We start from the raw sequence: 15521 nt of genomic DNA, 5'->3' as shown, positions 1-15521 counted from the left end.
AATTAATCGTGATTTGATATTAACAAACACTTTTAAGATATTGGTCTATAGTGAAATAATGGTCGCCGAATTTTGTATCGTGACCGTGAAAAGTAAATACCAGGTTTGACAAGTTCAGGCTTGGAATATCGTAGTGCGTCGCGTACAAGACATGTCAGACCCGACGCTAATTGTTCTTCAAGTGCCTTAGGCTGCTGGATAATGGAAGATAATTTCGAAAACCTTAAAATTATGGTTATCGACGATAGTAAGACTATTCGTCGTACCGCAGAGACTCTGCTAAAAAAAGTTGGCTGTACCGTCATCACCGCTACAGATGGTTTTGATGCGCTCGCTAAGATAGCAGACTCCCACCCCGATATAATATTTGTTGATATCATGATGCCTAGGCTGGATGGTTATCAAACCTGTGCGCTGATAAAAAATAACAGTGCCTTCAAGTCTACCCCCGTCATAATGCTGTCCAGTAAGGATGGTCTTTTTGATAAGGCGAAAGGTCGTATCGTTGGGTCAGACCAATATTTAACCAAACCATTTAGTAAAGATGAATTATTGAATACTATTCGCACCCATATGCCGAATAGCCAAGTCAGCTAATTATTTCGGTTTACAAAGAGTAGTATTTTGCCAGGAGGAATTATGGCTCGCATTTTGATCGTGGACGACTCGCCTACAGAGATTCGTAAAATTTCAACCATTCTAGAAAGCAACAATCATGAGGTGATTACCGCTGATAATGGTGCTGATGGCGTTGCTGTTGCGAGAGCAGAACAACCTGACCTAATCCTGATGGATGTCGTGATGCCAGGTTTAAATGGTTTTCAGGCCACTCGACAATTAACTCGAGCAACTGAAACTGCTGAAATTCCGGTAATTATCGTGACAACAAAAGACCAGGAAACAGACCGGGTATGGGGTACACGCCAAGGCGCCAAAGGATATCTTGTAAAACCTGTGCCAGAAAGTAGCCTGATTCAAACTATCAACGAATTGCTGGGTTAGGGTATTAACAGAGCATGAGCGCATCTTCTGCCAAGCAAGCTAGCCCCTTTGATATTCTAGCTGACATCGTAAACCGTAGCGTTAAGTACGCTGCGGGGCTGCCTGCGCAAGACGAAGCTGTAGAGTTATGGAATGGTATCGGCTTTACGATTGCCAACACTCAGTTCGTTGCTCCAATGGGTTCAGTATCTGAAATCCTGCACCTACCCAAGTACACCTCTGTTCCAGGTGTACGAAACTGGATGCTTGGTGTAGCAAACGTACGTGGCCGTCTACTTCCAATCATGGATTTAGCCTTATTTTTTGATGTTGAATCCAGCTCCAAAAAGAGCAGAGATAAACGAGTCTTAATCGTCGAGCACGGTGAGATTCTTAGCGGCTTTGTCGTAGATAGCGTTCACGGCATGCAGTACTTTTCAGCTGATAGCTTTCAAAAGAATGCTAACTCACTATTAGAAAAGTCAATCCAGCCTTTTATAAAAGGCGCATTTGAAAAGAACAATAGTCAATGGAATGTATTTGATACCTTCACACTGACAAACAATAAAAAGTTTCTTGATGTTGCAGTCAGGTAGTAACGCTGCTCATCATTTGAAAGCAGTAAATTGAAAAACAAACACTAGATCGTACAAGGCCGGGAGCCAGGAAATGAAAATCATATCTGGAAAATTTAGCACAGACCAGAGCGCCAACTCACAAATTCTTTTAGTGGGCTCAGCGCTGATCGTGTTATTGATTTCGCTTTTAGTTGTTTCATATTTTATCACTAGAGACGGTAACCACGATGTCGAATATGCCAGTCACGCTAGTGATTTGCGCGTACTGTCTCAAGAGGTCGCAAAGAACGCAACTGAAGCTGCTGCCGGTAAAGAAGAGGCCTTTGATCAGTTGAAGAAGTCTAGAGATGACTTTGAAAACAAGCTACAGTTAATCAACCAAGGTAATGATGAAACCGGCTTGCCGCCATCAAACCTTGCTGATGACGCCGGTGTAACCGACCTGTGGAAAACAGTAAAAAGCAATGCTGACCGTATCCTGGAAAACAAGGAAACGGTTTTGACCCTGCACCAGATCGCTGAAACATTAAACGAAACCATTCCTCAGCTCCAGATTGAGTATGAAGACGTGGTCATGATTCTACTTGAGAACGATGCTCCCGCAGACCAGATCTCAGTTGCTGAACGCCAGTCTCTTCGTGCAGAACGTATTGTACGTAGTGTTAACAACATCCTTACGGGTGATGAAGATGCCGCTATTGCAGCCAACCGCTTCGGTGAAGATGCGACACTATTCGGACGTGTAATGAACTCCATGTTTGAAGGCAATGAGGCTATGCAGATTTCTCAGGTAACTGACGAAGATGCTATCTACGGCCTTGAAGCGATCGCCGAGCTCTTTGAGTTTGTCGACAGTAACGTTAAAGCGATACTTGAAACCTCTCCCGAACTATTCAAAGTACGTAACGCTGCTAACTCTATCTTCGAAAATTCTATCGCACTGAAAAAAGATACATCTACTCTATCGAACCAGTTCCAAAACCAGGCTGATGACCGCTTCTTTAACCCGAATACGGCTTATATCATTCTAGCGCTAATCATCATGTTGATTGTTTATGCTGGCTGGTACTTATACCGCGAATCTCAAAATCGTCTGCAAATGACGGAAGAACAGAACGAACAGAACCAAAACGCAATCTTACGTTTACTTGATGAACTTGCCGACCTTGCTGATGGTGACCTGACAACAGAAGCAACAGTAACCGAGGATTTCACGGGTGCAATTGCTGACTCGATTAACTTCGCGATCGACCAAATGCGTGGCTTGGTAAAAGCTATTCGTGATACCGCCTTACAGGTTGCTTCATCAGCCCAGGAAACACAGGGCACAGCGATGCAGCTGGCTGAATCTTCAGAGCATCAGGCGCAAGAAATTGCGGGTGCTTCTGCCGCGGTTAACGAAATGGCGGTGTCTATCGACCAAGTATCATCTAACGCTGCAGAGTCTACTTCGGTTGCGGAAAGATCGGTAACCATCGCGAAGAAAGGTGCTGAAGTGGTACAAAATACCATCCACGGCATGGACACTATTCGTGAGCAGATTCAAGAAACATCAAAACGTATCAAACGCTTGGGTGAATCATCTCAGGAAATCGGGGATATCGTATCCTTGATCAACGACATTGCCGACCAGACCAACATTCTATCTTTGAACGCTGCGATTCAGGCATCGATGGCTGGGGATGCAGGTCGAGGCTTCGCGGTTGTTGCCGACGAAGTACAGAGACTGGCGGAACGTTCTTCTGCTGCAACCAAGCAGATTGAAGCACTGGTTAAAACCACTCAGACAGATACCAACGAAGCGGTAATCTCGATGGAACACACCACGGCAGAAGTGGTACGAGGAGCTCGACTTGCACAAGATGCGGGTGTTGCCCTAGAAGAAATCGAAACAGTTTCGATGAGTCTTGCAGACTTGATCCAGAATATCTCTAACGCGTCACGTCAACAGTCATTGTCGGCGGGTCACATTTCTAACACGATGAACGTTATTCAAGAGATTACCTCTCAAACTTCATCAGGTACGACGGCAACAGCGAAATCTATCGGTAACCTTGCTGAAATGGCTAGTCAGCTTCGAGCATCGGTGTCAGGCTTTAAGCTTCCTGCCGACGAAGGTGACTCAGAGTATTCTGAGGGCAACGATGAAGGTATCGTGTAATAAAGCGAGCTGATTGGCTGTAGGTAGTCGCAATGGAAGCCCTACTGAATCCTGACGTAGCACAAGCATGCGAGTATCCGGGTAATGAGTCACGAATGAACTGGGAATCAACGCCTTTTCCTGTGCTAACTGATGCTCAGTTTCATCAGTGGCAAGCATTACTTGAAGATCGAACTGGGATGTACATCTCGTACTATCACCGGTCGCTTCTCCAATCGAATCTAATCATTCGAATGAGAGAGATTGCATGCGCTAGCTTTGACGACTACTACGCAAAAGTATGTGCCAAGCCAAGCGGCATCGTCGAGTGGAACACTTTGCTCGATAGAGTGATGGTTCAGGAGACACGTTTTTACCGAAATCCTGAGTCGATGGAGTTATTTTGCGAATATCTAACTGATCAAATTCGCAGAAAATCTCGAAACGAAGCGATAAACATATGGAGTGTAGGTTGCAGCTCCGGAGAAGAACCATATACCTTGGCGATGCTTTGCCAACAAATGCTTCTGAAAGAAAAAAGAGCGTTAAGTAACTTTGGTGTTACTGCAACAGATATAAGCCTTCCGGTACTTAGTAAAGCTAGAGAAGGTATATATAACGTTCGTAAGCTGGTGGACCTAGATCGCAGATTGGTTGACCAGTATTTTGAGCAACTCAGCCCCGATATATATCGAGTCGGTAGTGAGCTCAAACAAAAAGTCTGTTTCTCGATGGCGAATATGATTGATGTTGATAAAAGCCCTCTGAGAAACATGGATACGATATATTGCCAGAATGTTCTGATTTACTTCCGCAAGGAATTAAAACACAACATTCTGAATAGTCTGGTAGAAAGGCTGGCCCCTAAAGGGCTGCTCGTAATTGGACAAGGCGAAGCTGTCGATTGGCAAAATCCACATGTTGAGCGAGTTCAAAACAATCAGACTTTGGCGTTTATTCGTCGAAATTAACACACAAAAACAACGCATTTATAGATTGGAGAAGTTATGGGTAATAACCATGACTACATAGCCTTAGACTGGGTTAAAGGCGAAATTAAACAAACATTGTCCCAAGCTCAAATAGCGTTGGAGGCTTATGTCGAGAACAAAGAAGACACGCCTCAAATTACCTTCTGCTTGAATTATATTCATCAAGTTCACGGTACGCTTCAAATGGTAGAGTTCTACGGCGCTGCTTTACTCGCCGAAGAAATGGAGAAACTATGCCAGGCATTGATTGAAGACAAGGTCGCCAGTCTACAGGAAGCTCTAGAAGTCTTAATGGACTCTTTGCTGCAACTTGAGAACTATCTGGAGCATATACAAAAAGGGCAGCGTGACTTGCCTGTGGTACTGCTTCCAATATTAAATGATCTTCGTGCTCTGCAGGGCCAGCCTTTATTATCTGACACCTCCTTATTTACGCCTGACTTATCTGCGGCGGCGATAACACCCGACATTGCGCACAATCAGCGTATGCAGGACGAACAAGTTATTGCCAACTTGCGTAAACTTCGACAGATGTTTCAGTTCTCTCTTGCTGGCGTCATTAGAAATCAGGATCTTGCTGAAAACTTTTCCTACCTTTATAAAGTCGTATCTCGTCTCGAGAAATTTTGCCAGGGAACACCCATTGGAAAAATCTGGTGGGTAGCCGTTGGTTTCCTCGATGCTATTCGAGGCGATGAAGAAGGTATCAGCTCTGCAACAAAGCAACTCTTGCGTGAGCTCGATCACCAAATAAAACTGATGATCGATGAACCGCAGACCATTCTAGCGAAGCCTTTACCGACGGACTTACTAAAGAATTTACTGTATTACGTTGCAAAAAGTGCAATTGACAGTCAGCGCATCCAAGAGCTAAAAGCGTCCTTTAGCTTGGCTCAAGCCTTACCAAGCGAACAAGAAGTTGATGCCGAGCGTGAGAAACTGCATCGTCCAGGCGCTGAAACAATGAGCTCAGTTGTTGAGGTCTTAAGTGAAGAACTCAGCCACGTCAAAGAACAGCTAGATCTATACGTTCGCGATGACGATAAAGACAATACTCAGCTGCTTGAGCTAGTACCTCAATTAACTCAAATTGCTAATACCATGGCTGTTCTGGGCTTAGGTGTAGCCCGCAAGCTGGTGCTAGAGCAAATTAGCCGCATAGAAGAAATCGCTGAAAGCAGTGAACCAGCTAGCGACCAAGTATTAATGGATATGGCAGGTGCCCTGCTATATGTCGAAGCTAATCTGAGCTCACTCAGCGATGCGAGAGAACAGAGTGAAGAAGAGCAAAACGAATTTGTTGTACCCGCTGAACACTTCGAAAGTGCGCATAATGCCGTTATCTATGAATCACGAAATGGCTTGGAACAAGCAAAAAACAGCATCGTCAACTTTATAGCATCTCAGTGGGATCACGCCGAGATAGAGGATGTCCCAGACCTCTTAGACAGTATTCGCGGTGGCTTACAAATCATCCCGCTTACACAGGCGGCAAAGCTTCTTGAGTCTTGCAGCACCTATATTCGTGACTCCTTATTAAGCGATAAGCATATTCCTGACTGGCAACAACTGGATCGTCTCGCCGATGCGATTACCAGTATTGAGTATTATATGGAGCGCCTCTCAGAAGGGGCTCAAGACAATGACGGTATACTTAAGGTTGCCGAAGAGAGCGTCTCTAAACTTGGCTTTCCGACTCACGAAACCACAGAAGAGTCTAGCCCTGTCCTATCTCAACACCATATCTCTGATGTGGCTTCGGAATCACCCGATTCGATTGAGAAAGAAAGTGATGAAGGACTCATTGACGAAGATATTCTAGAAATATTTATGGAAGAAGTTGCCGAAGTCATGGACGAGATCCAGGTGGCTATGGCACAGCTTCGAGCAACACCTGAAGATCAAGCCGCTCTGCAAAACCTCCGCAGAGCCTTCCATACGCTCAAAGGCAGTGGCCGCCTGGTTGGCGCAAAAGTCATTGCTGAAATTGCATGGCCGATAGAGAACTTACTAAATAAACATCTCGATGCTGCAATGAGCCTAGAAATGGAAGTCTTCGACCTCCTCGATTCAGTTATTGAAAAGCTTCCTGAACTAACCGAAGATTTTTCCCAGCAGCGTGAATCAACACAGTACGAGCATCTAATAAGCCGCGCTGATATGTTGTCGGGCAACGAAACTCGTGTTGTCCATAAAACAATGTCCCCTGCAACATCGAAGTCTTCAGCAGAAGAGCAAACTGGGTCCGAAGCTACAGAGACTCAGTCAGCGTCAGAACCAGCACTACCTTCTGACAGCCTTGAACCAGAAACTGAGTCAAGCCCGGAAACAAACAATGAAGCTGCTGCTGAAGCAGAGCAAGAAGAGGACATCCAGGATTCCTGGGACGATGATGAAGACGATCTAATCGATGATGAAATCCTCGAGATTTTTATCGAAGAGGCCGGCGAAGTACTAGAAGCAATCGATACTCACTTGCCAACCTATCTGGCTGCTCATGACGACCAGGATTCACTAACCGAGCTTCGTCGAGCCTTCCATACCCTGAAAGGCAGCGGACGAATGGTTAACGCCAACATCATTGGCGAAGCCGCTTGGGCAATCGAAAATCTTCTGAACCGCATTATTGATGGTTCGGTAATGATGAATGAAAGCATTGCCGAGCTTATCCAATTAGTCGTCGATAATATTCCCAAACTAATTGAGTGCTTTGAAAAAAGACAACGCCCAGACTTTGATCTAAAGCGCGTTGAGAATCACGCTGCAGCCTTGGTTGCCGGTGATTTTGTTAAGCCTCTAGGTAGCTTACAACGATCCTCGCAAGAAACATCCGCAGCAAGTGGTGCGACAGAGGCTCCGAGCGCAGAACAAGGTACAGTTGGAATCGACGATACGCTACTCGATATATTCAGAAACGAGGCCACTTCTCATGTCGCAACTGTCCTAGAATTTGTTGATCGTGCAGCGAATGACAGTATCGATATTGATGATGATTTATCTAGAGCGCTTCATACACTCAAAGGCAGTGCAAACACAGCTAATATAAGACCGATTGCGGAGATCGCAGTACCCGTTGAACAATTTATCAAGGAAGCACGTGCTAATAACATTCAGGCTGATCAAGATATAGCCTCGATGTTATCGGATGCTATGCATTTTATTCAACAAGGCATCTCACAACTTGATAACAATCCCGATGGGCAACTTTCAGGTACGGATGAGTTTCTCTCTGGCCTTAAATCACTCCAGTCCAAAGTATTTAGCGCACAAAGTGATGAACTCCAGTCGCTTGAAGAAGCCTCACAAGATCCGCAGATTATCAATATCTTCCTCACCGAAGGTCTGGATATATTGCTGGATGCTGAAAGTATTCTTAACCAATGGGAACACAGCCCTGTATCCGTTAACGAGCTAACTAAACTTTACGGCGAAGTAAAAACACTCCACCGAGGCGCCAAGGTTGCCGGGCTTGAAAACATTGCAGAACTCTGTGAATGCCTGGAAAGCTGCTACGGCAGTATTGATATCGAAAATGATAGACCTAGCCCGGTTTTTGTTAATGATATCAAACGTGGTCACGAAGCATTGATCGATATGATGGATCAACTAGCAGCGGGTTTAACTCTAAACCTTGATAACAAGCTGCTTGCGGAATTACGCGAACATATTGCTGACCATAGCCATGTTATTGAAGATAGTCCGGTAGAAAGTCAAAGTGTATCAACTCAAGAAGATAGCTTAAACGAGAAGCTCGACCAGCTAGAGAAAGAGTTGGATGACGTATTACCTACCTACTCCGCTACCACAGATGAAGTGGAGGAAGAAGCAAGCGTTGAACTCGACGATGAAGCCATTATGGATGCCGATTTGGCTGAAATATTCCTCGAGGAAGCTAATGAGCTAGTCAATGGAATCAACCCTGCACTAGACAAACTTAAACAACAACCAGGTAATGAACACGTTATCCTGCAATTACAACGAGACATGCATACACTCAAAGGTGGTGCACGTTTGGCAGGCTTCGAAGCGGTTGGCGATTTAAGTGATATCCTTGAGAAACTATTTGAAAAACTAATCGATTACAAAGCTGATGCCTCCAGCCTGATGTTATCGCTACTTGAAGAGTCTTCGCAGGCTCTAGAAGCAATGCTTAAGTCTATCCAGGCTTTGCAACCTTGCCAGCCTCAAGATGAGCTGGTCACGAATATCACTTCAATTGTTGATGATTTGCGTGTTAACACCCCACTTGTTGAAGAAGATATCGCTCCAGAAAATGAACAGCCCTCTGAATCACAAACGACAAGTCCTAGCCAGGTCTTATTAGACTTGGATCCGGAATTAGCCGAGATATTTTTAGAAGAAGCCCAAGAAATAATCGACAGTTCTGGCGAACTATTGCACCAATGGGAATCCGACGTCTTTAATATCGAGGTTGTTGGCGAGCTACAGCGTGAATTGCACACCCTTAAAGGCGGTGCTCGAATGGCCGAAATCAACCCTATTGGTGATCTTGCACACGAACTGGAAACCTTATTCGAGTCTATTGTTAATAAGCAGCTTGATGCGACACAAGACATGACGGCTCTTTGCTTAAGCTGTCATGATGCCTTAGCTAATATGGTTGAAGCGGTTCAACAAGGTTCAGCTATCAATGGCGCAGATGAACTTCTCAATAAGATCAAGCAAGTCACCACTGGCTCACCAGTAGAGACTTCTGAGCCAGAAGAACTTGAAATCAAAAGCCCTGTTGAAACACCGGTTGAAGAGCCTGAAAGCATTGAAGTCAGTGCGCCTACAACCATAGATGAAGATGATCTTGAAGCAGACCTACTTCCCTTATTTATAGACGAAAGCAAGGATATTCTTTCTGCTGCTGCCGAGTATTTGGAGCACTGGCGCGAGGATGAAGACTTCATCGAAGGTATTGTTGAGTTACAAAGGGAAATGCATACCCTGAAAGGGGGAGCGAGACTTGCTGACGTTGACCCGATCGGCGACTTAGCTGAAGCCGTCAACACTCGTTTAGAGCAGATGATAGACGGTCAACTAAATGACCCTGAAGGCTTGTACCATGCAATCACTAAAGCATACCAAGAATTCACCGAAATGCTTGAATGCTTGATTCACGGAGAAGAATTAAAGCCTGCGCCTGAATTAATTGCTGAAGTGAATAAAGCGGGACTTAAAAGCGAAGTATCCAGTCCTTCCGAAACCGCAGCACCTATCGCAACATCTACGCTAGCACAAGCATTAGGCGACGATGTCGACCTAGAAGTGTTGGAGCTATTTGTCGAAGAAGCGCGCGAGCTAATCGAAGCGCTAGAAGAACAAATTTCCGAGTGGTCTAAGTCACCAAAAGAAGAAACGCCAAATTTAGAAATTCAACGCATACTTCATACCTTGAAGGGTGGAGCCAGACTTTCAAATTTGGCTAAATTAGCTGATGAGAGTCATGACTTGGAATCTCGTTTGCTCAAAGCTCAATCAAATAAGGAAGCATTTGAAGGAGCCCTTAAGGATTCTGTACTTAAGAGCCAGGATGAACTCCTGAAACTTGTCGATGAACTAGAAGCTCTAGCTTCAGGTGACGCACTAACTGAAGAACATGCAACACCTTCTAACACTAGCGAAACACCTAAAGCTGAACCAAGCAAAGCAGCCACGCCAAGTAAATCTATCGCTGCTGAAGAAACCGTCAAAGCAGCAAGACAAGCACCTGCGAAGAAAACCAAAACCTCTGACAAGCAAACACCAGCCGAGAATATTCAAGCAGTCCAAAAAGTGGCACCTCAAGAAACGATCCGTGTTTCTGCCAGCCTACTCGACTCCCTGGTTAACCTTGCAGGTGAGACCAGTATCTCGCGCGGTCGCTTGGAACAACAAATTAGTGACTTTGGCTTCACGCTGGAAGAAATGTCGGCAACCATTGAACGTCTACGTGAACAGCTTCGTCGTATGGATATGGAAACCGAAGCTCAAGTACTGTTCAGAGCCGAAAAAGAAGGTCTGAAAGCTCCCGACTATGAAGACTTCGATCCGCTTGAAATGGACAGATACTCTTCGATTCAGCAGCTTTCGCGAGCCTTAACGGAGTCAACATCAGACCTTCAGGACCTTCGAGATACCTTGTCTGACCGTTCACGAGATGCCGAGACTTTATTATTACAGCAATCCCGTATTAACTCAGAACTGCAAGAAGGCTTGATGAAAACACGGATGATACCGTTTTCATCAATTGTTCCAAGACTACGCCGTATCGTTCGCCAAATTGGTGGCGAGCTAGGTAAGCAAGTCGATTTTGATGCACTGAATACCGAAGGTGAAATGGATCGTTCCGTATTGGAAAGAATGGTCGCTCCGCTTGAACACATGTTACGTAACGCCCTCGATCATGGTATTGAAACTGTTAACGAGCGTAAAAAAGCTGGCAAACCAGAGAGTGGCACAATCACACTCTCTCTAATGCGTGAAGGCGGAAATATTGTCTTGAAGATGAAGGACGATGGCGCTGGAATTAACGACAAAGTTGTTCTAGATAAAGCGATAAAACAAGGGCTTGTACCCAAAAACACGAAACCTAGCCGCCATGAAATTATGCAATTTATCATGCACCAGGGTTTCAGTACGGCAGAAAAAGTGACGCAGATTTCCGGTCGAGGTGTCGGCATGGACGTTGTAGCCAGTGAAATCAAGCAAATGGGCGGCAGCATTGAAATCAATTCTGAGTTTGGTCACGGTACCGAGTTTGCTATTCGTCTACCCTTTACGGTATCCGTTAACCGAGCGCTGATGGTAAACATTGGTGAAGACTTCTACGCCATTCCTCTGAATACTATTGAAGGTATTGTTCGAGTCAGCCCTTATGAGCTGGAAGAATACTATAAACCTGATGCACCAATGTATGAATACGCTGGTCGCGAGTATCAGCTACAGTACCTAGGTAAACTACTACACAGCAGTCATCACCCTAAATTGCAGGGGCAACCACTACCGCTACCCGTCATTCTGGTTAGAGGAAGTGACAAGCCTATGGCGCTACAGGTTGATAGCTTGATGGGCAGCCGTGAGATCGTTGTAAAAAGTCTTGGGCCTCAATTTGCCAATGTTCATGGAGCTTCTGGAGCAACTATTCTCGGTGACGGTAGCGTTGTCGTGATTCTTGACCTTCCTGCGCTCATTCGAGACGACATGGCAGGCATACTCGATTCTCTAAGTTCTAATGAAGATAACATTATTAAAGAGAAGCAAACGAAGACTGTCATGGTGGTCGATGACTCGGTTACTGTTAGGAAGGTTACCACGCGCTTGCTTGAACGAAATGGCTACGAAGTTATTACCGCGAAGGATGGTGTTGACGCTATAGCAACACTACAAGATCATAAACCTGATGTAATGCTTCTCGATATCGAAATGCCACGTATGGACGGTTTTGAGGTTGCAACACTGGTACGGCATGACGAACGCTTGAAAGATGTGCCAATCATCATGATTACCTCCCGAACCGGCCAAAAGCACAAAGAACGGGCACTTTCTATCGGTGTGAATGAATATCTTGGTAAGCCTTTCCAGGAACATGATTTACTGGAAAATATTGAGCGGTTCATTGGCTAAATGAATGTGCCGGAAGCGAGACCTAAGATCGGTGTCATATCGGATTGTGCCTTACAAAGGCACGTTCTGAGCAAAGCACTCAACGCTTTTGGCTTAAACCCTGTTATCAGTTGTGAGCCCGATATGCTTGCACAGCAACAAAGTGAAAAACTCGATCAGATCCAATGCTGGATTTTAGCTTTGCAAGAAGATACTTTTGAGTCGGTAGCGTTAGATGACATCATTGACCAAGCAGACAATATTCCTGTGCTCTTTGGTTTGGATAAAGCCCCAGGAAAACACGATGAGCAATATATTTCGTGGGAACGACGACTAGTCAGTAAACTAGAAGAGCATCTTGGTTGCATTGATATTCTAGAATCAGAAGACTCTATACTCGCTCTAGACTCCCAGGCCACCAATCACGTCGCAATAGATAAAGCTCAGTCTAAGCCCGTTTTCAGCCAGCCTTCAGACATCGAAAAGGCACCCAGACTGTCTCATCCGCCATCTAAAGACGTTTGGGTTCTAGCAGCCTCACTCGGTGGTCCTGCAGCGGTGAAAGAGTTCCTGGATGAAATTCCATCTACGATCAGAGCCGGCTTTCTTTATGCTCAGCATGTCGATGCCCACTTCTCGGGCGTACTAACACGCGTCTTAGGCCGTCATTCAATGCTCGACCTAAAGCCTATAACCGACTGCTGTTTAGTTAAAGATGGCGAAGTTCTCGTCGTTCCTGTCGACAATGAAGTCTGCTTTTCATCTAATGGTGTCTCAATTAGAGACAATGAATGGGAAGGACCCTATGGTCCATCAATTGACCATTTATTAAGAAATCTGTTTGCGCATTATGGAAAACGTTGCCATGTGATCGTATTTAGCGGCATGGGGAATGACGGCTCGTTGATGGCACCTACGATGCATAAGCAAGGCTGCTCAGTATGGACTCAAGCACCAGATGGGTGTGCGAATGGCTCGATGCCGCAATCTGTGATTGATCTTGAATGCAGTGCATACACCGCATCTCCAAAAGACCTGGCTCGAGCATTAATTAATAAAGTTGGCTGCTACAGTGCACCTGACGCCAGTGCTAGCAATTTAGAAACAAACAAAGGAGTTTAATTGTGTCGGATGCTCAAAGTGTTATCTCTAGCCTATATCTACCGGTTAGTAATACCCAGCTCTTATTACCTAACGTTAGCGTCGCTGAAGTAGTAGGCTATCAAGCGCCTGAAAACCGCGATACTAAGCCAGATTACTTTCTAGGTCTTGTATCCTGGCGTGGAATCAATATTCCTTTATTATCGTATGAAATCGCCAATGGGCTCTCAGCAGCCAAGGTCACACCCAACTCCAGAATTGCGGTAGTCAATACTATTGGTAAACACCAAAAAGACTTACCTTTTTTTGCTATTGTGACGCAAGGTATCCCCCGACTTGTAAAAGTAGGGAATGAGATATCTCAACAGTCTGACCGTAAGCCAGGAAAAGCTGACTCAGCAATGATCACACTGGATGGTGAAGAAGCTGTAATTCCAAATATTGAATACCTCGAATCATTAGCCTACGAGAACCTATGACTAAAGCAAAAGAGCACCTAAATAATGCTGCACTCTCCGGGCTGCTATTTTTCTGTGTGTTCTTTGCTATTAGCTTGTTTCTTAACGACCAAATAGCACAGAGTGTCCTATTTTTCATCTGCGCGCCTTGCTTTACAAAGGCTTTCTTCACTGCTCATCTTTCATCGCCCTCAAGAAAAAAACAACTCTTGATAGCCTGCACCGCACTGTGGGTCTGCATTGATATAACGCTAGTCAGCCATAGCCTTAGTGAATTCTCATTAGTTTTATATTGGCTGTTCCCTTTGGCAGCAGCAACGCTTATTTTAATTGGGGTAAAGTTTGGCTCGATTTTGTCATTGAGTGCGCTATGCCTCAGCTTCCCACTAACACCTGAAAACAACAGTAGCTCATTTTTCTTTCAGGCTTTATCGTTTGCATTATTTCTTAGCTTATTCTCGGTATTACTTACTTACCTTACCAAGCTAGAGAAAGATCTAAAACTCGCCACTAGAACTGACCCTTTAACCGGTTGCACAAGTATTCCTTATTTCAAACACAAACTAAAATCTGCCACCGAACTTCAACGACGCTATAAGGATCAGGTCACCTGCTTAAGCCTTAGCAGCGAATGTATGATTAAAAAGTATCGCGATCACGAACAGTGGCTAGTGGAAGTATCGCAGATTTGCCAAAGCCGGATACGCCAAACTGACGTAATCTGTAACTACACCAACAAACGCTTTCTAATTCTTTTACCTAATACAGATCTTGATAATGCCCATAACTTAGGCAAAGACTTAATACAGGCTTGTGAAGCTTACAAGTTTAGCTACCTTGCCAAACAAGATGAACCAGCTAAATTCCACTATGAGCTTTCAAGCTATTCCGATAATGACGACTGGGAAAGTTGGCTCAGTCAACTAACTCGGTGATCAATTAAGCTTATTCCTTAACTTTTTTACCAATTCCCAAGCAATTTAAGAATTAGTAGCTAAAATAAATAAAACGTAAGCACGAAACTGGCTCAGGTTTTTTCATTCAATGCCGATAATAGCATTGATATGGTTGCACTGATGAACATGGCAAGAACAAGCAAAACGTCATTTATCCCAGTGCCGAAACTTTAGGTTTTAACACCCGTTAAAACTATGTTTGATGAAACCAGTGATTACCAGCTCTAATAAAACAATGAGCAGGTAACTAACTCGACCAGATAAGTAACAAACAATAATTTTTGGAATGCCGATACTTTTGAATAAAAAGGCATCTTCAGATAACGCAACAAGTANATTCAGNNATGTATCGAGATGAGGTTTCCAGGTTATCTGCAAGCTGTCTCATGTCGGCGCTACATTGTTTGGATGTATCAGATGCCTGGTTGGTCGCGTCACTGGCTTGTTGTGCAGAAGAGTGTATCGCCAGACCTTCGCCTACGAGAGACTCCATGCCTTGGCAACTGCCTTCAATACCGCTTGCAAAGTCTGAGCCGCCTTGTAGCTTCTCGTTAACGCTAGCTGCGAGCTCTTGAATCTGGGAGGCAGGGTCTTGACTAAAAAACTGATCAAGCAGTGCCGCTTTTTGCTCTAATGACTGTAGCTCGACTTTGTCGATCGCAACTTCATTTACTTTCAATGCATTCTTATTTAATCCAAACATAACCTTACCTGAATATACTTGT

Annotated in this window: 9 protein-coding genes; all 9 read left to right on the top strand. The window is 44.6% G+C overall.

All coding sequences use genetic code 11. From position 1 onward, the window contains the following. The first annotated feature begins 201 nt into the window (after nt 1-201). Nucleotides 202-597 (top strand): twitching motility response regulator PilG, encoded by a 396-nt coding sequence (gene pilG, locus A3757_RS18910; RefSeq protein WP_068508694.1) that lies wholly within the window; start codon nt 202-204, stop codon nt 595-597. 42 nt (nt 598-639) lie between these two features. Then, a complete protein-coding gene (pilH, locus tag A3757_RS18905; protein ID WP_068553627.1) occupies nt 640-1002 on the top strand; it encodes a twitching motility response regulator PilH in 363 nt (120 codons plus the stop codon). Nucleotides 1003-1016: 14 nt separating this feature from the next. Further along, entirely contained in the window at nt 1017-1577 is a 561-nt protein-coding gene (locus tag A3757_RS18900) for a chemotaxis protein CheW (protein WP_068508699.1), read from the top strand. A gap of 73 nt (nt 1578-1650) precedes the next feature. Further along, a complete protein-coding gene (locus A3757_RS18895; protein WP_068740084.1) occupies nt 1651-3720 on the top strand; it encodes a methyl-accepting chemotaxis protein in 2070 nt (689 codons plus the stop codon). Between the two features lie 32 nt (nt 3721-3752). Next, complete coding sequence (locus tag A3757_RS18890; protein WP_082865245.1) at nt 3753-4670, top strand: protein-glutamate O-methyltransferase CheR; 918 nt, start codon at nt 3753-3755, stop codon at nt 4668-4670. A gap of 36 nt (nt 4671-4706) precedes the next feature. After that, entirely contained in the window at nt 4707-12302 is a 7596-nt protein-coding gene (locus A3757_RS18885; protein WP_068634470.1) for an Hpt domain-containing protein, read from the top strand. A gap of 6 nt (nt 12303-12308) precedes the next feature. After that, entirely contained in the window at nt 12309-13403 is a 1095-nt protein-coding gene (locus A3757_RS18880) for a chemotaxis protein CheB (RefSeq protein WP_197476144.1), read from the top strand. Between the two features lie 2 nt (nt 13404-13405). Then, complete coding sequence (locus A3757_RS18875) at nt 13406-13861, top strand: chemotaxis protein CheW (RefSeq protein ID WP_068507350.1); 456 nt, start codon at nt 13406-13408, stop codon at nt 13859-13861. Beyond that, nucleotides 13858-14775 carry a diguanylate cyclase domain-containing protein gene (locus tag A3757_RS18870; RefSeq protein WP_068508707.1) on the top strand — a complete coding sequence of 306 codons (918 nt, stop codon included), beginning with the start codon at nt 13858-13860 and terminating at the stop codon, nt 14773-14775. Before A3757_RS18875 ends, A3757_RS18870 begins: the two co-directional genes overlap by 4 nt. The last annotated feature ends 746 nt before the right edge of the window (nt 14776-15521 follow it).

The sequence above is a fragment of the Oleiphilus sp. HI0117 genome, assembly GCF_001635235.1.
The sequence above is the reverse complement of the archived record's forward strand: the minus strand, read 5'-3'. Positions and strand labels throughout refer to the sequence as shown.

Coding starts and splice junctions, on each gene's coding strand:
- A3757_RS18885 (WP_068634470.1), top strand. CDS start 4,707: ATGGGTAATAACCATGACTACATAGCCTTAGACTGGGTTAAAGGCGAA.
- A3757_RS18890 (WP_082865245.1), top strand. CDS start 3,753: ATGGAAGCCCTACTGAATCCTGACGTAGCACAAGCATGCGAGTATCCG.
- A3757_RS18900 (WP_068508699.1), top strand. CDS start 1,017: ATGAGCGCATCTTCTGCCAAGCAAGCTAGCCCCTTTGATATTCTAGCT.
- A3757_RS18895 (WP_068740084.1), top strand. CDS start 1,651: ATGAAAATCATATCTGGAAAATTTAGCACAGACCAGAGCGCCAACTCA.
- pilH (WP_068553627.1), top strand. CDS start 640: ATGGCTCGCATTTTGATCGTGGACGACTCGCCTACAGAGATTCGTAAA.
- pilG (WP_068508694.1), top strand. CDS start 202: ATGGAAGATAATTTCGAAAACCTTAAAATTATGGTTATCGACGATAGT.
- A3757_RS18870 (WP_068508707.1), top strand. CDS start 13,858: ATGACTAAAGCAAAAGAGCACCTAAATAATGCTGCACTCTCCGGGCTG.